The sequence below is a fragment of the Novosphingobium flavum genome (assembly GCF_014230315.1).
Taxonomy (GTDB): Bacteria; Pseudomonadota; Alphaproteobacteria; order Sphingomonadales; family Sphingomonadaceae; genus Novosphingobium; species Novosphingobium flavum.
Map to the genome: position 1 here is coordinate 282,279 of NZ_JACLAW010000002.1, position 22,218 is coordinate 304,496.

Consider the following 22,218-nt stretch of genomic DNA (forward strand, 5'->3'; position numbering starts at 1 on the left):
CTTTCTCAGACAGGCTCAATGTCAGGCATTTATGCAGGGGTTAATACCCCTGCACCCCAGAACGTCTTCCGGCGATCGGGCAGTGCGCGGGGTAGCCATCCGCGCGGCATTAGCATCGGAAGACGGTCAGGGGTCTGGGGCCCATGGCCCCAGAATCATTCCTGCCTCGCCGCGCCTACTTCTGCCCTTCCGCCGGATCGGGCCGGAAGCTGGCGATGGCTTCCGCTTCCGAATTGAGCTGGGTGCGCGGCGGCATGTGTCCGGTGACCACGGCCTTGACCCCGGCGGTGGGCGCGGCGGTGGGTGAGATCACGCGCCAGATGATCCCGGCCGTATCGTCGGATACGAGCAGGCCGCCGGTCTTGTCGAAGGTCAGCCAGGTTGGGCGGCCACGGGTCTTCCCGCCATTGTCGGCGAGGAAGCCGGACAGGACGGTGACGGGAAGCCCGCGCGGGTTGCCGTTGGGATCGAAGGTGACGAAGACCACGTCGTAGCCGACGGCGGGCTTGCGATTCCACGAACCGTGGCGGGCGACGAAGGCGCCGTTGGCGAAGCCGGCGCCAAGCCGGTTGCCGGCGATCGCGAAGCGCAGGCCGAGCGGGGCGACGTGCGAGCCGAGGGCGAATTCGGGCTTGCGGACATATTCGTTGAGATATTCGGGCATCGGGTCCTTGACCCGGTCGTCCTGCTTGTCCTTCCAGTAGAACCACGGCCAGCCGTACTGGGCGCCGATGGGCAGGTTGGTCAGGTAATCCGGGACGAGGTCGCCGCCGAGCTGGTCACGCTCGTTGACCACGGTCCACAGTTCACCCGTCGCGGGGTTCCAGTCCATCCCGTTGGGATTGCGCAGGCCGGCGGCATACTGGCGCTGGCGCCCGGCGGCGACATCGAGTTCCCAGACCATCGCGCGGCCTTCCTCGGCCTTCATCCCGTTTTCGCCGATGTTCGAGGCCGAGCCGACCGCGACGTAGAGCTTCTTGCCGTCGGGGCTCAGTTCGAGGTTGCGCATCCAGTGGTTGCCGCCGGGGGGCAGGTCCATGATCTTGTGCGGCGCGCCGGTCAGCGCGGTCTGCCCGAGGGTGTAGGGGAAGGCGAGGACGGCGTCGTGATCGGCGATGTAGAGGGTGCCCCCGCCAAAGGCCATGCCGGAGGGCGAGGAGAGGCCTTCACGCAGGGTAAAGCGCTGCTCGGCCGTGCCGTTGCCGTCGGCATCGCGCAGCAGCAGGATACGGTCGGGCGAAGGCACCCCCGCGCCGGCGAGATCGAAGAAGTAGTTCATGATCCGGCCGGTGATCCCGCCGCCGCCCTTGCTCGGCGGGCGGTTCGTCTCGGCCACGAGGACGTCGCCATTGGGCAGGGTGATCATCGTGCGGGGATGGTCGAGGCCCTCGGCGAAGCGGTTGACGGCCAGGCCCGCGGCGGCCGTGGGCGCTTCGCCCGGCTGCCAACCGATCGGCTTGGCAATGCCGATGGTGGGAAACTTTTCCGGCTCTGGATCAACCAGTTGCGGATATTTGCCGGTGCTGGCCGCGAGGGTGCGGTCAGTCGGATTGCCATGCCACAGCCAGGCCCCGATCCCGATGACGAGAACCAGGGCGATCCCGAGCGCGATCAGCGCCTTGCGAAGAATGGAGTTCATCGCGGTTGGATAGGCTTGCTGCGCCCGCGCGGCAACAAGGCAGTGCAGGAGCGGGCCGCGCACGGCCTTCGCGGAGGACTGCGCCAGAACGGGACAGGCCCGGGACCACGCTTGGTTTTGCACGCACCACGATGCTAAATTCCGGGTTAATTCCCGGTTTCTCGCCGGGTCTCCAACGGGGAATACCTGTCATGCGTCTGCGCGCCGCGCTTGCCATCCTGACTGCCGCTGGCGCGCTGGGCGCCGGCACCGCCGAGGCCCATCCGCACGGCAGCGCCATCCTGGCCCCGCCCGTGGTCGGGCCGTGGGGCTTTGGCGGCACTTACGGCGTCTGGCCTGGAGCCTGGCAGCCGCCCTACACCGTGGCCATGCCCGATCAGGCCGCGCCGCAGTCGCCAGCGTTCGATCGCGACCTGTGGCTGCGCGATTGCCGCCAGCGCTTCAGTGACAATGGCGTGGATGGGGCCGTGATCGGCGGGATCGTGGGCGGTGTCGCCGGGAATGCGATCGCCGGCTCTGGGGACAAGGTGCTGGGCACCGTGGCTGGCGCCGCGGTCGGCGCCGTGGCGGGGGCGGCCATCGACAAGGCGGAAGATGCCCCGCGGGCGCGCGATCGCTGCACCGAGATGCTGGACGGCGGCATGGCCATGCTGCCTCCGGGCTACGCGGTTCCGCCCGGCTACACGATGACGATGGTTCCGGTGATGATGGTCCCGGCCGGGGGCGCCGCGGCGCGCAAGTGCATCGAGACAGTGGTGACCGAGGAGATCGACGAGCCGCAGCCGCGCGCGACCCGGCGAATTCCGCCGCGTGCGCCTGCGCGGCGCGTGCCGGACAAGCGGATCAGGATTTAAGTATTTGATTTAACGAAATAGATGCGGCCGGAGGAGCATCGAGGCCCTCCGGCCGGGCTTTCGTCAGATCTGGCCGCCGGTCAGGCGCTGACAGATCAGGTCGAGCTGGTCGAGCGTCTTGTAGCGGATCGCGACCGTGCCCGAAGCCGGATCGGCATCGGCGGTGATGCGGATCGAGAGACCGAGGAATTCCTCAAGATGATTTTGGACGGCGAGGATGTCCGCATCCTCGCCATGGCTGTTGCTGCGCGCGCGGCGCGGGGCGGCATGGCCTTCGCCCTTGGGCTTGCGGCGGGTCAGCTTTTCCACCTCGCGCACCGAGAGCTGCTTGTCGACCGCCGTCTGGGCCAGTTCGCTGGCATCGTCGCGGCCGATCAGGGCGCGGGCATGGCCCATCGACAGGGCACCGGTCTCGACCAGTTCGAGCACCGGATCGGGCAGGGCGAGCAGGCGCTGGAAATTGGCGACATGGCTGCGCGACTTGTCGACCATTCGCGCGATCTCGGCCTGGGTCATCCCTTCGGACTCGGACAGGCGCTGATAGGCGCGAGCCTCTTCGATCGGGTTGAGGTCCTCGCGCTGGATGTTCTCGATCAGGGCAAGGGCCATGACCTCGCGCTCGGACAGGTCGCGGACCAGTGCCGGGATCTCGTGGAGCTGGGCGCGCTGTGCGGCGCGCCAGCGGCGTTCACCCGCCACCAGCTGGTAACGCCCATTGCCGAGCGGACGGACGATGACCGGCTGGATCACCCCGCGCGCGGCAATCGAGGCGGCCAGTTCGTCGAGCGCGGCTTCATCGAAATGACGGCGCGGTTGCTGAGGATGAGGCTCGATCGAGGCGACGGCGAGCGAGGCAAGGCCGCTCAGCCGGGCGGGAGCCGGAGCGCCGCCGGGGCTGCTGGGAACCAGCGGCTCCTCGCGGCGCACTTCGCCGAGCAGGGCGCCGAGACCGCGACCAAGCGCCGGCGGCTTCTTGCGCAGGGGCGCGGCGGCGCCATCAACCTGGGCCACCGGAAAAGGGGTCACGGAATCGTCACTCATGCGGCTTTCCTTTGCGCGGGCAGGCGCCCGATCAGTTCGCGGGCGAGGGCCATATAGGCGCGGCTGCCGGCGCAGGTGTGGTCATAGACGAGCGCGGGCAGGCCGTGGCTCGGCGCTTCCGAAAGGCGGACGTTGCGCGGGATGGTCGCATCGAACACCAGCTCGCGCAGGCACGAGCGCACGTCGTCGGCCACCTGGTCGGTCAGCCGGTTGCGGCGGTCGTACATCGTGAGGGCAATGCCAATGATCCCGAGCTGCGGGTTAAAGCGCTGCTGGACCCGCTCGACCGTCTGCAACAACTGGCTGAGCCCTTCGAGCGCGAAGAACTCGCACTGCAGCGGGACCAGCAGGGTATCGGCAGCGGCAAGGGCATTGAGCGTGAGCAGGCCGAGCGAGGGCGGACAGTCGATGAAGCAGATCTCGTGCCCGGTGTCTTCCGACAGGGCACGGCGCAGGCGATCGGTTCGTCCCTCCACCCCGACCAGCTCGACTTCCGCGCCGGACAGGTCGACCGTGGCCGGGACGATCGACAGGTTGGGAATACGGGTCGGGATAATGCATTCCGCCAGCGACATGCCGTCCACCAGAATGTCGTAGGTCGATCGTTCGCGCTCAGCGGCGGTGATGCCAATGCCGGTCGAGGCATTGCCCTGTGGATCGAGGTCGATCAGCAAGGTCTTCCACCCGGTCGCGGCCAAGGCCGTGGCGACATTGATCGCGGTCGTGGTCTTGCCGACTCCGCCCTTCTGGTTGGCAATCGCGATGCGGATCATCTGGTGCGCGCCTTCTTGTTGCTGCCCGGCAAGGTCCCGACCACGATGCCGGCCTCGGCATCGGTGAGGGATTGTTCCACGTGAAACAGGTGATTCCACCCGGTCAGGCGATTCACTTCATCCCGCGCCGAGCGCCCTTTGGGCAACAGCCAGATCGTGTCGCTTGTGGAAAATCGTGCGGATAGTTCGAGTAGCCGGTCGAGCGGAGCGAAAGCGCGCGCGGAAATCGCCGCCGCCGGAAAGGATTCGACCAGTTCGAGACGCTTGCCGATCACCCTTGCCTTGGCGAGGCCCAGCGTCTCGGCGGCGCGGCTGAGCCACTCCACCCGGCGCGCGCGCGATTCGACCATGACGATTTCGCGCTCGGGCTGGAGCACCGCAATGACAAGACCGGGGAATCCGGCGCCGGTGCCAAGGTCGAGCCACGGTCCCGCCTGCGCGGTCGGAACGTGGGCGAGCAGCTGCGCGCTGTCGGCAAAGTGGCGCTGCCAGGTCTGGGGCAGGCTGGCGGCCGAGACGAGGTTCTGCCGGAGGTTCTCCTCAGCGAGCAGCGCCGCCAGTCGCTCCAGCCGCTCGAGCGCGACGCAGTCGCCCTCGGGCCGCGCCGCAATCCAGGCGCGGGCTTCCGCCTCGGAGGTGATCATGCCGCGCGCCGCCGGGCGTGAACGAGAAGCGCGGCGAGGGCGGCGGGCGTGATCCCGGGAAGGCGGCCGGCTGCGGCCAGCGTGGCCGGACGGGCGCGCTGGAGTCGCTCGACCATTTCGCGCGAGAGGCCGGGGATCGCGGCATAGGGGAAGTCATCACCGAGCGACAGGGCTTCGCTCGCGCGCAGCTCGCGCAGTTCGCTGTCCTGCCGGGCGAGGTAAGGGGCATAGGCGGCATCTTCGGCCACCTCTTCGATCAGCTCGGCGTCAGCGGGCAGGGGGCCTGCGAGCCACGGCGCCAGGTCGGCCAATGTGACCCCGGCGAAGCGCAGCCATTCGCGCAAGGGCAGCCGGCCCGTGTCGGTGCGCACCGGGAGGCCGGCCCGGACGAGTTCACCGGCGCCGGCTTCACGGTCAAGCTGGCCTTCGAGCGCGGCGCGCTGCTCACTGCGGTGGGTGAACCACGCGGCGCGCTCCGCGCCCAGCGCACCCATTTCGAGCGCCAGCGGGGTGAGGCGGGTGGTGGCATTGTTCGCGCGCAGGCGCAGGCGATATTCCGCGCGGGCGGTGAGCATCCGGTAGGGCTCGCTCACGCCGTGCAGGGTGAGGTCGTCGATCATCACGGCCATGTAGGAATTGGCCCGGTCGAGCGCGGGCGGGGCGCGGCCCAGCACTTCGGCCGCGGCGTGCATTCCGGCGACGAGCCCTTGGGCGGCGGCTTCCTCATAACCGGTCGTGCCGTTGATCTGGCCCGCGCAGTAGAGCCCCGGCAGGTCGCGCAGTTCGAGGCTGTGGCGCAGGGCGCGCGGATCGATGTGATCGTATTCCACCGCATAGCCCGGCACGGCCATGACCACCCGTTCCAGCCCGTCCATCGTCCGCAGCAGATCCAATTGGGCCTCGGCCGGCAGCGAGGTGCTGATCCCGTTGGGATAGACGAGGTGATCGTCGAGCCCTTCCGGTTCGAGGAAGACCTGGTGCCCGTCGCGGTCGGCAAAGCGGTGGATCTTGTCCTCGATCGAAGGGCAATAGCGCGGGCCCGAAGCGCCGATCGCCCCGGTGAACAGGGGCGAGCGGTGGAGGTTGGCGCGGATCACGTCATGGGTGCGCGGATTGGTCCGGGTGATCGCACAGAACACCTGCGGGTTGATCCGCTTGCCCCCGCCCATGGCCGACATGGTCCACGGCTCGGGATCGGAGGGCTGCTCCTCCAGGCGGCTCCAGTCGATCGTCCGACCGTCGAGCCGGGGCGGAGTGCCGGTCTTGAGGCGGGACATCGGAAGGTCTGCCTCGCGCAGTTGCCGGGCGAGGACCTGGGCCGAAGCCTCGCCGATCCGCCCGCCGACGAGCCGCTCCTCGCCGCGAAACAGGGTGCCGCCCAGGAAGGTGCCGGTGCACAGGACCACGGCATGGGCCGCCAGTTCAGTACCGTCGGCGAGGTTCAGACCAACGACCCGGCCGGCTTCGATCCGCAGCGCCGCAGCCTCGCCGGCGACCTGGGTGAGATTTTGGTGCCGGCGCAATTGGTGCTGGATCGCCGCCTTGAAGCGCGTGCGGTCCGCCTGGACCCGTGGGCCCTGGACTGCGCTGCCCTTGGAGCGATTGAGCATCCGGTAGTGGATCGCACCGGCATCGGCGGCGCGCGCGATCAGGCCGTCGAAGGCATCGACCTCGCGCACGAGGTGGCCCTTGCCGAGCCCGCCGATCGCCGGGTTGCAACTCATCGCCCCGATCATCGCAAGGTCGAACGAGACCAGCGCAACCGAGGCGCCCATCCGCGCGGCGACGGCGGCCGCCTCGCAGCCAGCGTGACCGCCGCCTACGACGATGATGTCGAACTGATGCATGGGCGGGGCGCATACAGGAATTGACCGGGACGGTCCAGAGCGCGGCACTGTTTCACGTGAAACAACTGGCCCTTCACTTGCCGATGCAGAAGCGGCCGAACAAGGCATCGAGCATGTCCTCGGTCGTGGTCCGTCCGAGCAGCGCATCGAAGGCGACCCGGGCGAGGCGCAGGTGCTCGGCGATCAACAGGGGATCGGACAAGGTCACGGCCCCGGAGAGGGCTTGCTCGGCATCGCGCAGCAGGCGGGCTTGCCGGGCATTGATCGCGGTTTCGCCGGGCCGGGGCAGGGCAGCACGCGCGGTGCCGACGAGGTCTTCGCGCAGGCCATCGAGCCCTTCGCCCGTTACCGCCGAGAGCCGGTGGCGGGCCTTTGGCGACGGCATGGCGACGGCCCGGTCACACTGCGCGGCAATCAGCCAGGCACCCTCGGGACACTCCTCGGCCTCGCCCAGCCACAGCACCTGGTCGGCCCGATCAAGCGCACCGCGCGCGCGTTCGACCCCGATCTGCTCGACCATGTCGCCGGTCTCCTCACGCAGGCCGGCCGTATCGCAGAACTGGAACGGGACGCCGCCAAGGGCCACGGTCCGGGTCAGGACGTCGCGGGTCGTGCCGGCCATGGGCGAGGTGATCGCCGCCTCGCTCTCGACCAGCGCATTGAACAGGGTGGACTTGCCCGCATTGGGCGGCCCGGCCAGGACGACCCGAAAGCCTTCGCGCAGCGTCTCGGCACTGGGGCGCGAGAGCTGACGGGAAATACGGTCGCGCAGCGCCTCAAGGTTCCACGTGAAGCGCGGCGGCAGCATGGCCACATCGTCCTCGTCCGAAAAATCGAGCACGGCCTCGACCTCGGCCGAGCAGACCAGCAGCTGTTCCCGCCAGGCGGAAATCTCACGCGAGAAGCGCCCCTCGGCCATGGCGAGGGCCGATTGGCGCTGCAGGTCGGTCTCGGCCTGAAGCAGGTCGGCGAGGCCCTCCGCCTCGGCCAGATCGATCCGACCATTGAGAAAGGCGCGGCGGGTGAATTCACCCGGCAAGGCCCGGCGCAGGCCCGGGACCTGTTCCAGCACCCGCTCCACCGCCACGACCACGGCCCGACCGCCATGGAGGTGCAGCTCGGCCGTATCCTCGCCGGTGGCCGTGCTGGGCCCCGGCAGCCACAGGACCAAGGCCCGATCGAGCATCCCGCCCGACCGATCACGCAAGGTGGCGCTGACCGCCCGCCGCGGCTCGGGCAGGCGCCGCGCCAGAAGGCGCAGTGCCGCGGCGGCCTCGGGCCCGCTGATCCGCACCACGGCAATCGCGGCGGGAGGGCTCCCGCTCGACAGGGCAAAGATCGTATCAGTCATATTAGTCCGCAAATCGGCAGGCAGGCGGCAAAGTGTCTCAAACGCCCTTCTTCTTGCCCAGCATGGACGCGTCCATGAACTGCTGGAAGAACTTCATTCCCATCTCGCCCATCGGGGCAAATTGCTTGGTCATGGCGTGAAGCTGCTCGACATTGCCGACCCCCTGCATCGCCTTGAGCACGGCCTCGACATAGGCCTCGTTCGCCTTGGTGACATCGGGCAGGCCGAGAAAGCGGCGCGCCTCTTCCGGCGTGCATTCGACTTCGACGTTCACTTTCATAGCCGGACAACCTCCGCTCGGACCACCATACGGCGAAGGCTGGCACACGGGCTTGGCAAAGTCCATCCAAGGGGCCAGAGAAGGCCTCCCGATCGCAAGAGCCGCCGAGGAGAGTGTCATGGCTGAAACCGTCCGCATCCCGACCCTGGAAGGCAGCGCGACATTCCCGGCCTACCTCGCCCGGCCGGACGGCGAGCCGCGCGCGGCGATCATCGTGATCCAGGAAATCTTCGGGGTGAACCCCGGCATCCGCCGCAAGGCCGATCACTGGGCCAGCCTAGGCTACCTCGCGCTCGCGCCCGAAGTGTTCTGGCGGCAGGACGAGGGGATTGATCTCGACGCGGACGTGCCCGAGCAATTCCAGCAGGCGCTGGCCTATATGAACGGCCATGACTTCGCCGCGGGGATCCGCGACGTCGAAGCGGCGATCCACTGGATCCGGCGCGAGGCCGGAGTGGCCAAGGTTGGCCTCGTCGGCTTCTGCATGGGCGGGATGATCGCTTACCAGACCGCCACCCGCACTGACATCGACGCCTCAGTCGGCTACTATCCGGTTGGAGTGGCCGGCATGTTGAACGAGAGCCACGCCATCGCCCGCCCGCTCATGCTGCACATCCCCACCAACGATGGTTTCGTTCCACCCGAGCAGCAGGCCGCCGTGCACGAAGGGCTGGGGCCGAACCGACACGTTACCCTGTGGGACTATGTCGGCCTCGACCACGGTTTTGCCGCCGAGATGGGCCTGCGCCGCAATGAGGCTGCGGCGAGGTTGGCGGACGAGCGGACGACAGCGTTTTTCGCGGAGAACCTCGCCTGAGGCGACATGCGCGAAGCGCAGGATATTCTTGAAAAGAAAATTGTCCCGGGGGCCATCGCCCCAGACCCCGTTAATTGTCCTGCTTTGCCTGACTGGGCGGCGCTGCATGATCGTGCAAGGCCCGACATTGATGGGGTGAGGGGGTATTAAACCCTGCATAAATCCTTGTTCTTTCAGAAATTCTGAAGCCGATTCGCGGAACGAAAAAGGGCCCGGACTTGCGGTCCGGGCCCCTCTTGTCAGGCTGCTGCGCGGCTTGAACCCTTACTGGTTCATGTTCGCGAAGAAGTCCTCGTTGGTCTTGGTGTCCTTGATCTTGTCGAGCAGGAACTCCATCGCGTCGACCGTGCCCATCTGCATGAGGATGCGGCGCAGGACCCACATCTTGGCGAGGTTGGCCTTCTCGACCAGCAGCTCTTCCTTGCGGGTGCCGCTCTTGCCCACGTCGAGCGCGGGGAAGATGCGCTTGTCGGCCACCTTGCGGTCGAGCACGATTTCGCTGTTGCCGGTGCCCTTGAACTCTTCGAAGATCACTTCGTCCATGCGGCTGCCGGTATCGATCAGGGCCGTGGCGATGATCGAGAGCGAGCCGCCTTCCTCGATGTTGCGGGCCGCGCCGAAGAAGCGCTTGGGGCGCTGCAGGGCGTTGGCGTCGACACCGCCGGTCAGGACCTTGCCCGAGCTGGGCACGACCGTATTGTAGGCGCGGCCGAGGCGGGTGATCGAGTCCAGCAGGATGACCACGTCCTTCTTGTGTTCGACCAGGCGCTTGGCCTTTTCGATCACCATTTCGGCGACCTGCACGTGGCGGGTGGCCGGCTCGTCAAAGGTAGAGGAGATGACCTCGCCGCGCACCGAGCGCTGCATGTCGGTCACTTCTTCCGGGCGTTCGTCGATCAGAAGGACGATCAGGAAAACTTCCGGGTGGTTGTCGGTGATCGCCTTGGCGATGTTCTGGAGCAGCACGGTCTTGCCCGTGCGCGGCGGGGCGACGATCAGGGCGCGCTGGCCCTTGCCCTGGGGGCTGATCAGGTCGATCACCCGGGCCGACTTGTCTTTCACCGTCGGGTCGATCGTGTCGAGCTTCAGGCGCTCGTCAGGATAGAGCGGGGTGAGGTTGTCGAAATTCACCCGGTGGCGGACCGCCTCGGGATCGTCGAAGTTGACGCTGATCAGGCGGTTGATCGCGAAATAGCGTTCGCCGTCCTTGGGGGCGCGAACTTCGCCTTCCACCGTGTCGCCGGTGCGCAGGCCCCATTTGCGGACCTGGTTGGGCGAGACATAGATGTCGTCGGGCCCGGCGAGGTAGTTCGCCTCGGGGCTGCGCAGGAAGCCGAAACCGTCGGTCAGGACTTCGATCGTGCCGATGCCGTGGATCTCTTCACCGTCTTCCGCCACTTCCTTGAGGATGGCGAACATGAGGTCTTGGCGGCGCATCGTGCTGGCGCCTTCGACGCCAAACTCTTCGGCCATTTCGACCAGTTCGGCGGGGGTTTTTTTCTTGAGTTCTTTCAGATGCATCTGTGCTTTTCCGGTAGTTCGGGTCGGATGGCCGGCTGGTCGAGGGGCTTGGAGAAAGCAGACCCGGGCGGCGCGCGAAAGGCACCGACCCATGCCGGGAGACGGGACGTGAAATAGGGCCGTGAAGGGCCGAGGTCAACCGGGACGCGTTGCCGGATTGAGCGGCACGGCGGACTTCATCCGCTCGCCCAGATCCTTGAGCATGGCCCCGCGTTCCTCGGCCTCGCCCCCGCAGCGGCGCAGGTCGACCGGGAGCTGGCGATCATAGCCCGGGGCGCTCAACAGCGCGGTCAGGATCGCGGCATAGTCAAGGCCGGGATAGCGGGCATCAACCTTGCCGAGATAGTACATGAAGATCGCGGTAAGGCCCGACACCACCTCGGGATCGGCCTTGTTCTCATCCAGCGTGCCGATCATCGCGGCAACCGCCGCCACGCAGCGCAGGTCGGCATCGTCCACCGGTTTCGGCGCGGCGACGGCCATGGCCAAAACGCTTGCCAGGGCAGGGACCAGAACCGCGGCCATTCAGAACGGCCGCACCACCACCAGCACGACGATTATCGCCGCCGCGATCCCCGGCACTTCATTGAGCATCCTGAGCTGCTTACCGCCCAGCCGCCGTTCGCCTCGCGCCAGGGCTTGGGCATAGCGCGCCAGCCAGACATGATAGGCGGTCAGCGCCAGCACGACCGCCAGCTTGAGATGGAACCAGCCCTGGGCGAAGGCCCCCGTGGTCATGGCCAGGGCAAGGCCCAGCACCCAGACCACCGCGAGTGAAGGCCACATGATGATCCCGAGCAGCTTGCGCTCACGATCGATCCACAGCGCGTTTTCCGGCGAGCCGGGCAGGGCTTCCTGATGATAGACGAAATAGCGCGGCAGCATGAACAGCCCCGCCATCCAGAAGATCACGAAGATGATGTGGCCCGCCTTGAGCCAGAGATAGGTCATCGCAAGAACCTGCTGCATGAAGACACGTTAGCGCAGCGCGGCGCCGGTGGGAACGTGCCGGTTCATGCAGCGGCGAAAGCCCGGCGGCAAGCGGACTCCGCTGCCAATCTTGAGCGAAGCGCGGGAAAGAGAGCTGAGGAACAAGGAAATGTTCCTGGGGAAATGGCCCCGCGCAAACTACTGCCTGCTCCTGGAACGTCCAATCCGCTTCGCGGAGAAAACCAGGAAGCGGATTTCCTACCAGCGGCTGGGCGGGACGTAGAACGGCAGGCGCTTGACCTTGCCCAGCAGCAGCTTGGCCTTGAATTCGGAGCGCATCTGCTCGGCGCCTTCGCTGGTCAGGCAGACGAGGTGAGTGCCACCCGAGGGCAGGGGCTCGATCGCGCTGATGACGACTCCGGCCTTCTGGCACCGGCTGGTTACTTCGCCCTCGGGCAGGGCGATATTCATGGCGCGGCTCATGCAGCCACCCCGAACGCGGGAGGAGCGGTGGACGGAAAAGAGGGGACGGACATGGCCTTGCTCCACTATCGCGGGAGCACGCTAGGTCTCTCAGTCACCGGATGCGACAGACGGCACGGCAATGGCCCGCCCTTACGCCCTCGGCAGGGGGATGGCAAAGGAAACCGGCGGGGGATTCGGGCCGAAAGCCGCTATCAGGCCTGCCGCTCCCAGCCGCGCACGACCTTGAGCAGGCGTTCGACGTGTTCGATCGGAGTGAACTGGCCGATCCCGTGGCCGAGGTTGAACACGTGGGGGCGCCCGGCGAAAGCGTCGAGCACGCGCACGGCCTGGCGCTCCATCTCGTCGGTCCCGGCGAGGATCAGCAGCGGATCGAGGTTGCCCTGGACCGGCAGGTTTTCCGGCAAGGTCCGCGCGGCCCACACGGGGTCAATCGTCTCGTCGAGGCCGAGCGCGTCAACCCCGGTTTCGCGGGCATAGGCGGGGAGCTTTTCGCCGGCGCCCTTGGGAAAGCCGATGATCGGCAGGCCGGGACAGCGCGCACGCAGCTGCCGCACGATCTCGGCATTGGGGGCGATCACCCAGCGCTCGAACTCGGCCGGGGCAAGGCTGCCGGCCCAGGAATCAAACAGCTGGACCGCCTCGGCCCCGGCCTTCGCCTGTCCCTCGAGATAGTCGACCGTCGTGGCCACGATCGCGTCAATGATCTGCTGGAAGGCGCCGGGATCGCGATAGGCATAGGCCCGGGTCTCGTGCTGGTCTCGGCTGCCCTCGCCGGCGACCATGTAGGTGGCGATGGTCCAGGGGCTGCCGGCAAAGCCCAGCAGGGTCTGCTCAGGGGCCAGAGCGGCGCGGACCAGCTCCACGGTCCGGTAGATCGGCTCGAGGCGCTCAGGGGCCTGTTCCAGCCCGCTCAGCGCGGCATCGGCGAGGCGGGGCGACATGCGCGGGCCTTCGCCGGCGAGGAATTCCAGATTCTGGCCCATCGCATAGGGCACGATCAGGATGTCGGAAAACAGGATGGCTCCGTCGAATCCGAACCGGCGCAGCGGCTGGAGCGTGATCTCGGCCGCGGCTTCCGGATCATAGACCAGCGCGAGGAATCCGCCCTTTTTCGCCCGCAGTTCGCGATACTCCGGGAGATAGCGCCCCGCCTGCCGCATGAGCCAGACCGGCCGCTGCCGAGCATTGGTTCCGCGCAGGGTGTCGAGAAGCAGGCCAGGCATCGATTTGGGTCCAATCCAAAACAAATAGAGTCTTTAAATTAGGATTCTGAGAGCTGTTGGCCCTGTGGAAACCGGGGATTGCGCGCCCTTGCCTGAATTGTCCCGACCTGAACAGGGGGAGCGTGGGTTGCGAATCCCGAAGCCGTCTGAGTCAACGACGAGTTATCCCGGTTGTCCCCAGCCTGTGGGAAGCCCTATCCACATGTCCACAAGTGCCGGGGTGAACGGCCGGAATCGATGATGGAATCAAGCCCCGAAGTTGTCAGCGGCGCTCTCCCGTGGTTTATGCCCGCCCATATCCACAGGGCCTCTCACCGGGCCTCTCCACAGCCAGCCAAGGACGGACATGACGCGGCTTCATCTCCATCTTCTGTCGGATTCCACCGGCGAAACGCTGGAGATGATCGCCAAGGCCGCGCTCGCCCAGTTCGACGATGCCGACGTGATCCGGCACTTCTGGCCGATGGTCCGCTCGCAGCAGCATCTTGACCGGATCCTTGGCGAAATCGCGGCCAATCCCGGCCTTGTCCTGTTTACCCTCGTCAATGCAGAGACAAGGCACCGGCTGGAAGACCGCTGCCGCGCGCTCGGCCTGCCGAGCGTGCCCGCGCTCGACGCGGTGACCGCGGTGCTGGAAGACATGCTGGGCGTTCAGGCCAAGGCCCGGCCCGGGCGCCAGCACATGCTCGACGACGCCTATTTCGCGCGGGTCGACGCGATCCAGTTCACCATCGCGCACGATGACGGCGTGGCCTGGGAGGACTGGGAGCAGGCCGACATCCTGCTGGCGGGCGTGTCGCGTTCGTCCAAGACGCCGACTTCGATCTATCTCGCCAATCGCGGCTACAAGGTCGCCAATATCCCGATCGTGGTGGAAAGCCCGCCGCCGACCGTGCTCTATTCGCTGCGCCGCCCGCTGGTGGTGGGCCTGACGACCGCGCCGGAGCGGTTGGTGCAGGTGCGGCGCAACCGGCTGCTTTCGCTCAACCAGTCTCCCGTCACCGACTATGTCGATACCGAGCGGGTGGCCAAGGAAGTGCAGTTCGCCCGGCGCCTGTTCGCCGACAACGGCTGGCCGGTGATCGACGTCACCCGCCGCTCGATCGAGGAAACCGCCGCGGCGGTGATCAAGCTCTACCACGAATACCGCGCCAGCGGCGAAGGCCCCGGGTCTGGCGCGAAACCGATCTGAAGGCAGGAAAAACGCATGCTCATTCTCGCTTCGCAAAGCGCCTCGCGCCGCGCCATGCTGGAAGGCGCCGGGGTGCCGTTCATGGCGCTGCCCGCGCGGGTGGACGAGCGCGCGCTCGAAGCCCGGCTCGGCGGGGCCGCGCCCGAAGCGGTGGCGCTGGCCCTTGCCGGGGCCAAGGCGCTGGCCGTGTCCGAGCTTCATCCCGAGCGGCTGGTGCTCGGCTCGGACAGCCTAGTGGTCTGCGATGGCCGGCGGTTCGACAAGCCCGAGAGCCGCGAGGCGGCGGCCGGGCACCTGCGCTTCTTTTCGGGCAAGACCATGGAACTGCACAGCGCCGCGGCGCTGGCGCGGGGCGGCAAGGTGGTATGGCAGGCGGCGCAGGTGGCGCGGCTGGCCGTGCGGCCCCTTGCCGAACCTTTCATCGCCGAATACCTCGCCCACGAATGGCCCGAAGTGGCCGGATGTGTCGGTGTTTTCCGGATCGAGGGGCGAGGGGTGCAATTGTTCGAGCGCATCGAGGGCGATCATTTCACCGTGCTGGGCATGCCGCTGCTGGCCGTGCTGGGCGCGCTGCGCGAGCAGGGGGAGATGGCCTGATGGGCCAAACCCGTGCAAACCTGCCTTACGCTGAAGTGATCGGCGATCCCATCGCCCAGTCGAAAAGTCCGGCGATTCACCGGTTCTGGCTGGCCGAACTGGGGCTGGAGGGCGACTATCGCCACTGCCATGTCAAGGCCGAGGGGCTGGCCGACTATATCGCCGCGCGGCGCAGCGATCCCGACTGGCGCGGTTGCAATGTTACCATGCCGCACAAGCAGGCGGTGATGGCGCTGCTCGACCGGATCGACCCGCTCGCCGCGCAGGTCGGCGCGGTGAATACGGTCGTGCCCGAAGGCGGCCAGCTGGTCGGCTACAACACCGACGTGCCCGGCTTCCTCGAACCGCTCCAGCCGCTGCTCGGGCGCAATCACCTGTTCCGCATGGCGCGGGTGATCGGCACGGGCGGGGCGGCGCGGGCGGTGATCGTGGGCCTGGCGCAGAACGGCTTCGTCATCGTGCTCGCCGGGCGCAACCCGGATAAGGCACGGGCCCTGCTCGATGAACTCGACCCCAAAGGCGAGCATCACGCGGCTCCCATTGCCCATTTCGCCGAGCCGACCGATTTCGCCTTCGACGACCGCGACGGCCTGCTCGACCTTGTGGTCAATGCCAGCCTGCTTGGCATGACCGGCCAGCCGCCGCTGCCGTTCGACTGGACCCATGCCCCGCCAGGCAGCGTGGCTTACGATATCGTGACCAGCCCGCTCGATACCGATTTCCTCAAGGCCGCGCGCGCCGCCGGGCATGAGACGGTCGACGGCCTCGCCATGCTGATCGGGCAGGCCGACCATGCCTTTGCCCGCTTCTTCGGCCAGCGCCCCCCGCGTGGCCGTGACGCCGAGTTGCGGCGGATCATCACCGGTGGCTGAACCCGGCCCCGCGCCGGCTCTTTCGCGCGGCAGGCCCTATATCCTCGGGCTGACCGGCTCGATCGGCATGGGCAAGTCAGCCGTGGCGGCGATGTTCGCCGGGCTGGGCGTGCCGGTGTTCGATGCCGATGCCGCGGTCCATGCGCTGCAAGGTCCGGGCGGGGCGCTGCTGGGCGCGATCGAGGCGGAATTTCCGGGTACGACCGGGCCCGAGGGAGTCGCCCGCGCCCGGCTCGGCGCTGAAGTTTTCGGCAAGCCGGAGCGACTCGCGCGACTCGAATCAATCGTTCATCCCGCCGTTGCCGCAATGCGCGAAGCCTTCCTGGCCGACCATTCGGGTGCGCCGCTGGTGGTTTTCGACATTCCGCTGCTTTTCGAGAAGGGCGGCTGGGCCAGGGTCGATGCCGTCTTGGTGGTCTCGGCCAGCCCCGAAGTTCAGCGGACGCGGGTCCTTGCCCGGCCCGGCATGAGCCCGGAAAAGTTCGAGAAAATCCTGAAACTTCAAGTGCCAGACGCGGAAAAGCGGGCCCGGGCCGACCATGTGATCGACACCGGAACCTCGCTGGCCGAGACCCGTCATGCGGTGGCCGCACTCGTTGACCGTCTTTCCTCCCTCGGCCCGGCGTAATCCCACTTGCGCAGGCGGCTTCGCAGTCCGATATGTTGGTCAAATGCGTGAGATCATCTTCGACACCGAAACCACCGGTCTCGACCCCAAGACGGGTGATCGCCTGGTGGAAATAGGCTGCGTCGAGCTGGTCAACCGGGTTCCTACCGGCGCCGTCTACCACGCCTATTTCAATCCCCAGCGCGATATGCCGGCAGAGGCCGAGGCGGTACACGGGCTTTCCGCGGCTTTCCTGGCGGACAAGCCGCTGTTCGCGGACAAGTGCGGCGAGTTCATCGATTTCATCGGCGATTCGCCGCTGGTGGCCCACAATGCCGGATTCGACTTCGGGTTCATCAATTTTGAGCTTGCGCAATGCGGGCAGGAGCCGGTGTGCCACAGCCGGATGGTGGACACGGTCAAGATCGCGCGGATGCGGCACCCGGGGGCGAAGAACTCGCTCGATGCGCTGTGCACCCGCTACGGGATCGATCGCAGCCACCGCACCAAACACGGCGCTCTGCTCGACGCGGAGCTGCTCGCGCAGGTCTACGTCGAGCTGACCGGCGGTCGCCAGATCGGGCTCGAACTGGCCGCCGACGCCGCCGACCCGATCGTGGCCCAGGTCACGGTCGTCACGCGCGAACGGGTTTTCCGTCCGGCCCGTCCCCATGGGGCGAGCGAGGCGGAACTGGCGGCTCACGCCGCGTTTCTGGAGACGGTCAAGGCGCCGCTCTGGAGCGGGGGAGCCTGAATACGTAAGGAGAAGTATCAATGGACATTCGCGTCTCGGGTCATCAGGTCGTCACCGGTGAAGCCCTGCAGCAGCATGCCAACGAGCGGCTGGCCGCGGTTGTCGACAAGTACTTCAACCGGGCCCTGTCCAGTCAGGTGACCTTCAATCGCGCGCCCGCCGGGGCCTTTCGCTGCGATATCGTGACTCACGTGATGCACGGGATGATCCTCAAGGGCGCGGCCATAGCCCATGATGCCCATGCCGCGCTCGACCAAGCGGCGGAAAAGGTCGACAAGCAGCTCAGGCGCTACAAGCGGAGGCTGAAGGACCGGCACGAGCAATCGACCTTCGCGGTGAAGACCGAGGAGGCCGCCTACGAGGAAGCCGCCTATGTCGTCTTCGCCGAGCCCGAGGTCGAAGCCGAGGAAGTCTCGCTCGATGCCCCGCTGGTCATCGCCGAGACCAAGGTCGACGTGCCCGAGGCGACCGTTTCCGACGCGGTGATGATGCTGGACCTGCGCAATACCAACGCCTTGCTCTTCAAAAACGCTGGCACCGGAGGGTATAATATGGTTTACCGCCGCGGCGATGGATCGATCGGCTGGGTCGAGCCATCCTGACGCGCAACCGCGCGCCATCCCAGGCGTTTCCCAGGAGGAGGGGCCCGGCCTAGCCGGGTAAGCGGCGGCACGGGCGGCATCGGCTGATGCCGCGCGCGCCGCATGACAGGCGACACGAACAGCAATGAGTGCTCTTTTCACCCTTCTTCCCGAAGCCGTCGGCACGATTGGCGCCAATGACAAGGATGCCATCCTGCGCCAGCTGGCGGATCGCTTTGCCGGCGTCTACGGGCTCGATGCTTCCAATGTCCTCGAACGGATCGAGGAGCGCGAGCGCCTCGGCAGCACCGGGTTCGGGCGCGGCGTGGCCATTCCCCACGCGCGGATCGATGGCCTGTCCCGCCCGGTCGCGGTGTTTCTGCGGCTCGAACAGCCGGTCGCCTTCGAAGCGGCCGACGGCATGCCGGTCGACATTGTCTTCGGCCTGCTCTCCCCGGAACAGGCGGGTGCGGCGCACCTTCATGCCCTCGCCGCGATCTCGCGGCTGATGCGCGACGAGCGGATGCACCATTCGCTGTCCGAGGCTCCGGGGGCCGAGGCGCTTTACGGGCTGCTCTGCAATGTCATCGACCGCGACGCCGCCTGACACGGGCGGTGCCGGCGACGTTCCCGGCGCTTCGCTCCATTGGCGGGCGCTGGAGAACCTCTATGCCGCCGCGCCGATCAACCACCTGTTCAATTCGCACCTCGCGATAACCGCCGAGGGCGCGGCACGGATCACCTTCACCATCGACGAGCGCGTGCACCATGCCGCCGGCGCGGCGCATGGCACGATCTACTTCAAGATGCTCGACGATGCCGCCTTCTACGCGGCCAATACCCTGATCACCGACCGCTTCCTGCTGACGACCTCGTTCAACCTGCACTTCGTCCGGCCGGTCCGCTACGGCATGGTCGTGGCCGAGGGACGCTGGATCAGCGGCCGCCGCCGGGTGCTGGTCGCCGAAAGCCGCCTGCTCGACGACGAGGGCGAGGAGATCGGCCGGGGGACGGGCACCTTCATGCGCTCGCACATCCCGCTCTCGGGCCTGCCGGGCTACCGGCTTGACTGACTCTTCCGAGGAAGCCCGGCTACCGGCCCATATCGAGGTCGGCGGCCTGCTGCGCCGGGTCCAGCAGGAAGGGGGTTTCGGCATGGTCCTGGCCAAGGGCGAGCCGGAGGCAGGCACGATTCTTATCGTCCTCGTGGAAAACGGCAGCGACCAGCGCGCCTGGGAACGGATGCCCGATCCCTCCGGCGGACGGCGCTGGACCCTGTCGCGCGCCGAGTCGCGCGAGGAGCCCGGAGCCTTCTCGGAGTGGCTTGACCGCCGCCGCCGGCAGGACCCCGACCTGTGGATCGTCGAACTGGACATCCCGAAGCCCGAACGCTTCATCCCGGGGCGGCCGAATCCGGGTTGACATTGCTGCGCCGCAAAACCAAACGGCCGCCTCCACTTATGCGCAGGCGGTCGACGGGGCACAAAGGCACCTAGACTGGCACGCAGACGGGGGGCAGCCGGCGGGTTTTCCGGCGACGGACGATGGGGGTCTTTCCAGAACCTGATCGTTGATCGACGCACCCGCGCGGGCGAGCTCACCGCCGATAAAGACGTTGCTATGAGCCGTAAGCTCGATATCGCCAGTGCCATCGCCGTGGCACTCACTCTTGGGTTTACCCTTGTCAGCGCCGATGGTTCCGGCGCCGCCGCCGAAGCGAGAAACCCGGTTTCCGCTCGTCAGGCGATTCTCCCGCAAGGCGCTGCCGCATCGGCCGCCGCGGGGACCCCCGACAATATTCTTCCTGCTTCCTATCCCGAGCTGGCCGCGCCGCGCGTCAATCCGCGCGATGAAATGCCGCCGCCGCCGGTGACGGAAGCCGATGACGCCGATAGCCTGGCTGAACTCGTGTCCGAGCAGTCCGCTGCCGTCGAACCCTCGCGCGAGCTGGAATGCCTTGCCGGCGCGATCTATTTCGAAGCCAAGAGCGAAACCCTCGAAGGTCAGCTGGCTGTCGGCCGCGTGGTGGTCAACCGCGCACGTTCGGGCCGCTTCCCGGCCTCCTACTGCGGCGTGGTCTATCAGCCCTCGCAGTTCTCCTTCATTCGCGGCAATGCGATGCCCAGCTTCAATCGCAGCTCCACCGCGTGGCAGCGGGCCGTTGCCCTGGCCCAGATCGCCGACGAAGGCTCGTGGACCAGCCAGGCCGAAGGCGCCCTCTACTTTCACGCCGCGCGCGTCTCGCCGGGCTGGCGGATGAAGCGCGTCGCCCGGATCGACAATCACGTTTTCTACCGTTGAGCGCATAGCTTTTCGGGTCGCAGAAGGCCGCCGCTTCCCACCGGGAGGCGGCGGTTTTCGTTTGCGGGCTGGCGCGAAGCAGGATGAAAACAATGAGTTGTGCAGGGGTTAATACCCCTGCACCCCGAAACGTCTTCCGGCGATGGGGCAGTCTGAAAGGCTGCCTTGCGCACTCCATCGGCGCCGGGAGACGGGGTTGGGGTCTGGGGCCTATGGCCCCGGAGTCTTCCCCTTCATTTCCTGCTTTAGGACTGCCGCCTCATTCAACCCGCAGGTCGACCCACACCGGGGTGTGGTCGCTGGCCTTTTCCCGGCCGCGGTATTCCTTGTCGACGCCCGCGGCGATCAGACGGTCGGCCAGTTCGGGCGAGAGCAGGGCGTGGTCGATGCGGAAGCCGTGGTCGCGCTGCCATGCCCCGGCCTGATAGTCCCAGAAGGTCCAGACCCCGCCGCGCGGGTTGAGCGTGTCGATCGCGTCGGTCCAGCCGTCGGCGAGGAGGCGGGCATAGGCATCGCGGGATTCGGGCTGCATCAGGGCGTCGGCTTCCATCGCCTTGGGCGACCAGACGTCCTTGTCTTCCGGGATGACGTTGAAATCGCCGGTGACGATGGCAGGCAGTTCCTCGGCGGCGATCTCGGCCATCCGGGCGCGCAGGCGCTCCATCCACCTCAGCTTGTAGTCGAACTTGGGGCCGGGCACCGGGTTGCCGTTGGGCAGGTAGATGCCCGCGACGCGCAGGCCGAACACGTCCGCCTCGAGATAGCGCGAGTGGAGATCCTCCGGATCGCCGGCCAGCCCGCGCTGGACCTCGACCGGCTGCTGCCCGTCGGCCAGCATGGCCACGCCGTTGAAGCCCTTCTGGCCATGCCAGATCGCGCCGTAGCCGATCTTCTCGAACTCGGCGGCGGGGAAGCCTTCGTCCTGGGTCTTGATCTCCTGTAGGCAGGCGACCGAAGGCCGCGTTTCCTCCAGCCATTCGAGCAGGCGCGGCAGGCGCGCCTTGATTCCGTTGATGTTGAACGAGGCGACCCTGATCTTGCCGGGCATCAGACGGCGAAGCTCGACCCGCAGCCACAGGACGCGGCAGCCTGGGGATTTTCCACCCGAAAGGCCGCGCCGCCCAGCGATTCGACATAGTCGACCACCGAGCCCGAAATCAGGTCGAGGCTCATCGGATCGACCACCAGGGCGACGCCGTCGGTCTCGCTCACGCTGTCATCCGCTTCCGCCGTGTCGGCGAGGGCGAACTTGTACTGGAAACCCGAACAGCCGCCTCCTTCCACGCTCAGGCGCAGGATCGCAGGCTTGCCCTGCTTGGCGGCAATGGCGGCGACGCGCTTGGCGGCAGCCGGGCTGAGGGTAAGGGCGGGGTTTTCCATCATCCGCCGATGTAGGAGCCCGCAGGCCCGGCGGCAACCGTCCAGCGGGCTTTGGGCGCCAACCCTAGGCGGTCTGGATGTAATTCCGCATGGCCTCGGCTTCGGCCTCGATCGCGTCGATGCGGAATTTCACGAGGTCGCCGATCGAGATCAGGCCGACGAGGGCGCCCTCGTGGATCACCGGCAGGTGGCGGATGCGGCGCTGCGTCATCAGGGCGAGGGCTTCGAGCACGGACACTTCATGCGTGGCGGTGAAGGGATTGGCGGTCATCACCTCGCGCACCGGGCGGTCGAGCGCGGTGCCGCCTTCCTTCGCGGCGCAGTAAATCAGGTCGCGTTCGGAAAAGATGCCGACCAGCTTTTCGCCGTCCAGCACCGGCAGGGCGCCGATCCGGTTGGCGGCCAGGATGGCCACGGCCTGCTGGACCGACATGTCGGCCGTGGCGGAGAAGACCTCGGTGATCTTCTTGCCGGCCAGAACGCGCGCAATGGTCATCGTTCAGCTCTCCCTCTTATCCCTGAGCGGCA

General features: G+C 67.1%; 27 protein-coding genes. 12 read left to right on the forward strand and 15 right to left on the reverse strand.

The features are described from left to right. Positions 1 to 175: 175 nt before the first annotated feature. Positions 176 to 1,639 (reverse strand): PQQ-dependent sugar dehydrogenase, encoded by a 1,464-nt coding sequence (locus H7F51_RS03250; protein WP_185662772.1) that lies wholly within the window; start codon positions 1,637 to 1,639, stop codon positions 176 to 178. A gap of 191 nt (positions 1,640 to 1,830) precedes the next feature. Here H7F51_RS03250 and H7F51_RS03255 point away from each other — a divergent pair, with 191 nt between their 5' ends. Next, a complete protein-coding gene (locus H7F51_RS03255) occupies positions 1,831 to 2,493 on the forward strand; it encodes a glycine zipper 2TM domain-containing protein (protein WP_246447698.1) in 663 nt (220 codons plus the stop codon). A 63-nt stretch (positions 2,494 to 2,556) separates the two neighbouring features. On the opposite strand, the gene H7F51_RS03260 is transcribed toward H7F51_RS03255, so the two are convergent. The 6 genes from H7F51_RS03260 to H7F51_RS03285 form a co-directional block, all read right to left on the reverse strand. Next, positions 2,557 to 3,534, reverse strand: coding sequence for a ParB/RepB/Spo0J family partition protein (locus H7F51_RS03260; protein ID WP_185662774.1), 978 nt, complete (start codon positions 3,532 to 3,534; stop codon positions 2,557 to 2,559). Continuing rightward, positions 3,531 to 4,307, reverse strand: a complete 777-nt coding sequence (locus H7F51_RS03265; RefSeq protein ID WP_185662775.1) for a ParA family protein — start codon at positions 4,305 to 4,307, stop codon at positions 3,531 to 3,533. Before H7F51_RS03265 ends, H7F51_RS03260 begins: the two co-directional genes overlap by 4 nt. After that, positions 4,304 to 4,951: a 16S rRNA (guanine(527)-N(7))-methyltransferase RsmG gene (gene rsmG, locus H7F51_RS03270; RefSeq protein ID WP_185662776.1), complete on the reverse strand. Its 648-nt coding sequence runs from the start codon at positions 4,949 to 4,951 to the stop codon at positions 4,304 to 4,306. The genes H7F51_RS03265 and rsmG overlap by 4 nt, the downstream gene beginning before the upstream one ends. Further along, complete coding sequence (mnmG, locus tag H7F51_RS03275; RefSeq protein ID WP_185662777.1) at positions 4,948 to 6,798, reverse strand: tRNA uridine-5-carboxymethylaminomethyl(34) synthesis enzyme MnmG; 1,851 nt, start codon at positions 6,796 to 6,798, stop codon at positions 4,948 to 4,950. The genes rsmG and mnmG overlap by 4 nt, the downstream gene beginning before the upstream one ends. A gap of 73 nt (positions 6,799 to 6,871) precedes the next feature. Continuing rightward, complete coding sequence (gene mnmE / locus H7F51_RS03280) at positions 6,872 to 8,149, reverse strand: tRNA uridine-5-carboxymethylaminomethyl(34) synthesis GTPase MnmE (protein WP_185662778.1); 1,278 nt, start codon at positions 8,147 to 8,149, stop codon at positions 6,872 to 6,874. Between the two features lie 37 nt (positions 8,150 to 8,186). Next, positions 8,187 to 8,429, reverse strand: coding sequence for a DUF6489 family protein (locus tag H7F51_RS03285; RefSeq protein WP_185662779.1), 243 nt, complete (start codon positions 8,427 to 8,429; stop codon positions 8,187 to 8,189). Positions 8,430 to 8,547: 118 nt separating this feature from the next. Between H7F51_RS03285 and H7F51_RS03290 the strand changes: the two genes are divergently transcribed. Continuing rightward, entirely contained in the window at positions 8,548 to 9,246 is a 699-nt protein-coding gene (locus tag H7F51_RS03290) for a dienelactone hydrolase family protein (protein ID WP_185662780.1), read from the forward strand. Positions 9,247 to 9,510: 264 nt separating this feature from the next. On the opposite strand, the gene rho is transcribed toward H7F51_RS03290, so the two are convergent. The 5 genes from rho to hemE all read right to left on the reverse strand — a co-directional run bounded on the left by rho (position 9,511) and on the right by hemE (position 13,406). Next, the gene (rho, locus tag H7F51_RS03295; RefSeq protein WP_185662781.1) at positions 9,511 to 10,767 is read right to left on the reverse strand and encodes a transcription termination factor Rho; all 1,257 of its coding nucleotides are present in this window, start codon (positions 10,765 to 10,767) and stop codon (positions 9,511 to 9,513) included. A 135-nt stretch (positions 10,768 to 10,902) separates the two neighbouring features. Next, complete coding sequence (locus H7F51_RS03300) at positions 10,903 to 11,292, reverse strand: hypothetical protein (RefSeq protein WP_185662782.1); 390 nt, start codon at positions 11,290 to 11,292, stop codon at positions 10,903 to 10,905. Beyond that, complete coding sequence (locus H7F51_RS03305) at positions 11,293 to 11,736, reverse strand: CopD family protein (RefSeq protein WP_185662783.1); 444 nt, start codon at positions 11,734 to 11,736, stop codon at positions 11,293 to 11,295. It abuts the gene before it with no gap. A 219-nt stretch (positions 11,737 to 11,955) separates the two neighbouring features. Next, positions 11,956 to 12,180 (reverse strand): hypothetical protein, encoded by a 225-nt coding sequence (locus H7F51_RS03310; protein WP_185662784.1) that lies wholly within the window; start codon positions 12,178 to 12,180, stop codon positions 11,956 to 11,958. A 194-nt stretch (positions 12,181 to 12,374) separates the two neighbouring features. Then, complete coding sequence (gene hemE / locus H7F51_RS03315; RefSeq protein WP_185662785.1) at positions 12,375 to 13,406, reverse strand: uroporphyrinogen decarboxylase; 1,032 nt, start codon at positions 13,404 to 13,406, stop codon at positions 12,375 to 12,377. 346 nt (positions 13,407 to 13,752) lie between these two features. Between hemE and H7F51_RS03320 the strand changes: the two genes are divergently transcribed. The 10 genes from H7F51_RS03320 (at position 13,753) to H7F51_RS03365 (ending at position 20,310) form a co-directional block, all read left to right on the forward strand. Next, positions 13,753 to 14,598, forward strand: a complete 846-nt coding sequence (locus tag H7F51_RS03320; RefSeq protein WP_185662786.1) for a pyruvate, water dikinase regulatory protein — start codon at positions 13,753 to 13,755, stop codon at positions 14,596 to 14,598. A gap of 15 nt (positions 14,599 to 14,613) precedes the next feature. Then, positions 14,614 to 15,195: a Maf family protein gene (locus tag H7F51_RS03325; protein ID WP_185662787.1), complete on the forward strand. Its 582-nt coding sequence runs from the start codon at positions 14,614 to 14,616 to the stop codon at positions 15,193 to 15,195. Beyond that, positions 15,195 to 16,067 carry a shikimate dehydrogenase family protein gene (locus H7F51_RS03330; RefSeq protein ID WP_185662788.1) on the forward strand — a complete coding sequence of 291 codons (873 nt, stop codon included), beginning with the start codon at positions 15,195 to 15,197 and terminating at the stop codon, positions 16,065 to 16,067. Before H7F51_RS03325 ends, H7F51_RS03330 begins: the two co-directional genes overlap by 1 nt. Continuing rightward, on the forward strand, positions 16,060 to 16,695 hold the full coding sequence (coaE, locus tag H7F51_RS03335) for a dephospho-CoA kinase (protein WP_343061184.1): 636 nt from the start codon (positions 16,060 to 16,062) through the stop codon (positions 16,693 to 16,695). Before H7F51_RS03330 ends, coaE begins: the two co-directional genes overlap by 8 nt. Before the next feature lie 43 nt (positions 16,696 to 16,738). Then, on the forward strand, positions 16,739 to 17,428 hold the full coding sequence (gene dnaQ, locus H7F51_RS03340) for a DNA polymerase III subunit epsilon (protein WP_185662790.1): 690 nt from the start codon (positions 16,739 to 16,741) through the stop codon (positions 17,426 to 17,428). Positions 17,429 to 17,448: 20 nt separating this feature from the next. Continuing rightward, positions 17,449 to 18,030: a ribosome hibernation-promoting factor, HPF/YfiA family gene (hpf, locus tag H7F51_RS03345; protein ID WP_185662791.1), complete on the forward strand. Its 582-nt coding sequence runs from the start codon at positions 17,449 to 17,451 to the stop codon at positions 18,028 to 18,030. Positions 18,031 to 18,154: 124 nt separating this feature from the next. Next, on the forward strand, positions 18,155 to 18,616 hold the full coding sequence (locus H7F51_RS03350) for a PTS sugar transporter subunit IIA (RefSeq protein ID WP_185662792.1): 462 nt from the start codon (positions 18,155 to 18,157) through the stop codon (positions 18,614 to 18,616). Continuing rightward, positions 18,591 to 19,082, forward strand: coding sequence for a PaaI family thioesterase (locus tag H7F51_RS03355; protein WP_185662793.1), 492 nt, complete (start codon positions 18,591 to 18,593; stop codon positions 19,080 to 19,082). Before H7F51_RS03350 ends, H7F51_RS03355 begins: the two co-directional genes overlap by 26 nt. Continuing rightward, on the forward strand, positions 19,075 to 19,431 hold the full coding sequence (locus H7F51_RS03360; RefSeq protein ID WP_185662794.1) for a DUF1491 family protein: 357 nt from the start codon (positions 19,075 to 19,077) through the stop codon (positions 19,429 to 19,431). The genes H7F51_RS03355 and H7F51_RS03360 overlap by 8 nt, the downstream gene beginning before the upstream one ends. Positions 19,432 to 19,629: 198 nt before the next feature. Further along, the gene (locus H7F51_RS03365) at positions 19,630 to 20,310 is read left to right on the forward strand and encodes a cell wall hydrolase (RefSeq protein WP_185662795.1); all 681 of its coding nucleotides are present in this window, start codon (positions 19,630 to 19,632) and stop codon (positions 20,308 to 20,310) included. A 259-nt stretch (positions 20,311 to 20,569) separates the two neighbouring features. Here H7F51_RS03365 and xth read toward each other — a convergent pair whose 3' ends face one another. From xth to H7F51_RS03380, 3 genes are all read right to left on the reverse strand, one after another. Further along, positions 20,570 to 21,358 (reverse strand): exodeoxyribonuclease III, encoded by a 789-nt coding sequence (gene xth / locus H7F51_RS03370; protein ID WP_185662796.1) that lies wholly within the window; start codon positions 21,356 to 21,358, stop codon positions 20,570 to 20,572. Next, positions 21,358 to 21,690 carry an iron-sulfur cluster insertion protein ErpA gene (gene erpA, locus H7F51_RS03375; RefSeq protein WP_185662797.1) on the reverse strand — a complete coding sequence of 111 codons (333 nt, stop codon included), beginning with the start codon at positions 21,688 to 21,690 and terminating at the stop codon, positions 21,358 to 21,360. The genes xth and erpA overlap by 1 nt, the downstream gene beginning before the upstream one ends. Positions 21,691 to 21,754: 64 nt before the next feature. After that, a complete protein-coding gene (locus H7F51_RS03380; RefSeq protein WP_185662798.1) occupies positions 21,755 to 22,186 on the reverse strand; it encodes a CBS domain-containing protein in 432 nt (143 codons plus the stop codon). Between the last annotated feature and the right edge of the window lie 32 nt (positions 22,187 to 22,218).

Bases quoted from the DNA above. Each gene is read 5' to 3' on its own strand.
- H7F51_RS03250 (WP_185662772.1), bottom strand. From the start codon at position 1,639: ATGAACTCCATTCTTCGCAAGGCGCTGATCGCGCTCGGGATCGCCCTG.
- H7F51_RS03255 (WP_246447698.1), top strand. From the start codon at position 1,831: ATGCGTCTGCGCGCCGCGCTTGCCATCCTGACTGCCGCTGGCGCGCTG.
- H7F51_RS03260 (WP_185662774.1), bottom strand. From the start codon at position 3,534: ATGAGTGACGATTCCGTGACCCCTTTTCCGGTGGCCCAGGTTGATGGC.
- H7F51_RS03265 (WP_185662775.1), bottom strand. From the start codon at position 4,307: ATGATCCGCATCGCGATTGCCAACCAGAAGGGCGGAGTCGGCAAGACC.
- rsmG (WP_185662776.1), bottom strand. From the start codon at position 4,951: ATGATCACCTCCGAGGCGGAAGCCCGCGCCTGGATTGCGGCGCGGCCC.
- mnmG (WP_185662777.1), bottom strand. From the start codon at position 6,798: ATGCATCAGTTCGACATCATCGTCGTAGGCGGCGGTCACGCTGGCTGC.
- mnmE (WP_185662778.1), bottom strand. From the start codon at position 8,149: ATGACTGATACGATCTTTGCCCTGTCGAGCGGGAGCCCTCCCGCCGCG.
- H7F51_RS03285 (WP_185662779.1), bottom strand. From the start codon at position 8,429: ATGAAAGTGAACGTCGAAGTCGAATGCACGCCGGAAGAGGCGCGCCGC.
- H7F51_RS03290 (WP_185662780.1), top strand. From the start codon at position 8,548: ATGGCTGAAACCGTCCGCATCCCGACCCTGGAAGGCAGCGCGACATTC.
- rho (WP_185662781.1), bottom strand. From the start codon at position 10,767: ATGCATCTGAAAGAACTCAAGAAAAAAACCCCCGCCGAACTGGTCGAA.
- H7F51_RS03300 (WP_185662782.1), bottom strand. From the start codon at position 11,292: ATGGCCGCGGTTCTGGTCCCTGCCCTGGCAAGCGTTTTGGCCATGGCC.
- H7F51_RS03305 (WP_185662783.1), bottom strand. From the start codon at position 11,736: ATGCAGCAGGTTCTTGCGATGACCTATCTCTGGCTCAAGGCGGGCCAC.
- H7F51_RS03310 (WP_185662784.1), bottom strand. From the start codon at position 12,180: ATGAGCCGCGCCATGAATATCGCCCTGCCCGAGGGCGAAGTAACCAGC.
- hemE (WP_185662785.1), bottom strand. From the start codon at position 13,406: ATGCCTGGCCTGCTTCTCGACACCCTGCGCGGAACCAATGCTCGGCAG.
- H7F51_RS03320 (WP_185662786.1), top strand. From the start codon at position 13,753: ATGACGCGGCTTCATCTCCATCTTCTGTCGGATTCCACCGGCGAAACG.
- H7F51_RS03325 (WP_185662787.1), top strand. From the start codon at position 14,614: ATGCTCATTCTCGCTTCGCAAAGCGCCTCGCGCCGCGCCATGCTGGAA.
- H7F51_RS03330 (WP_185662788.1), top strand. From the start codon at position 15,195: ATGGGCCAAACCCGTGCAAACCTGCCTTACGCTGAAGTGATCGGCGAT.
- dnaQ (WP_185662790.1), top strand. From the start codon at position 16,739: ATGCGTGAGATCATCTTCGACACCGAAACCACCGGTCTCGACCCCAAG.
- hpf (WP_185662791.1), top strand. From the start codon at position 17,449: ATGGACATTCGCGTCTCGGGTCATCAGGTCGTCACCGGTGAAGCCCTG.
- H7F51_RS03350 (WP_185662792.1), top strand. From the start codon at position 18,155: ATGAGTGCTCTTTTCACCCTTCTTCCCGAAGCCGTCGGCACGATTGGC.
- H7F51_RS03355 (WP_185662793.1), top strand. From the start codon at position 18,591: ATGTCATCGACCGCGACGCCGCCTGACACGGGCGGTGCCGGCGACGTT.
- H7F51_RS03365 (WP_185662795.1), top strand. From the start codon at position 19,630: ATGAGCCGTAAGCTCGATATCGCCAGTGCCATCGCCGTGGCACTCACT.
- xth (WP_185662796.1), bottom strand. From the start codon at position 21,358: ATGCCCGGCAAGATCAGGGTCGCCTCGTTCAACATCAACGGAATCAAG.
- erpA (WP_185662797.1), bottom strand. From the start codon at position 21,690: ATGGAAAACCCCGCCCTTACCCTCAGCCCGGCTGCCGCCAAGCGCGTC.
- H7F51_RS03380 (WP_185662798.1), bottom strand. From the start codon at position 22,186: ATGACCATTGCGCGCGTTCTGGCCGGCAAGAAGATCACCGAGGTCTTC.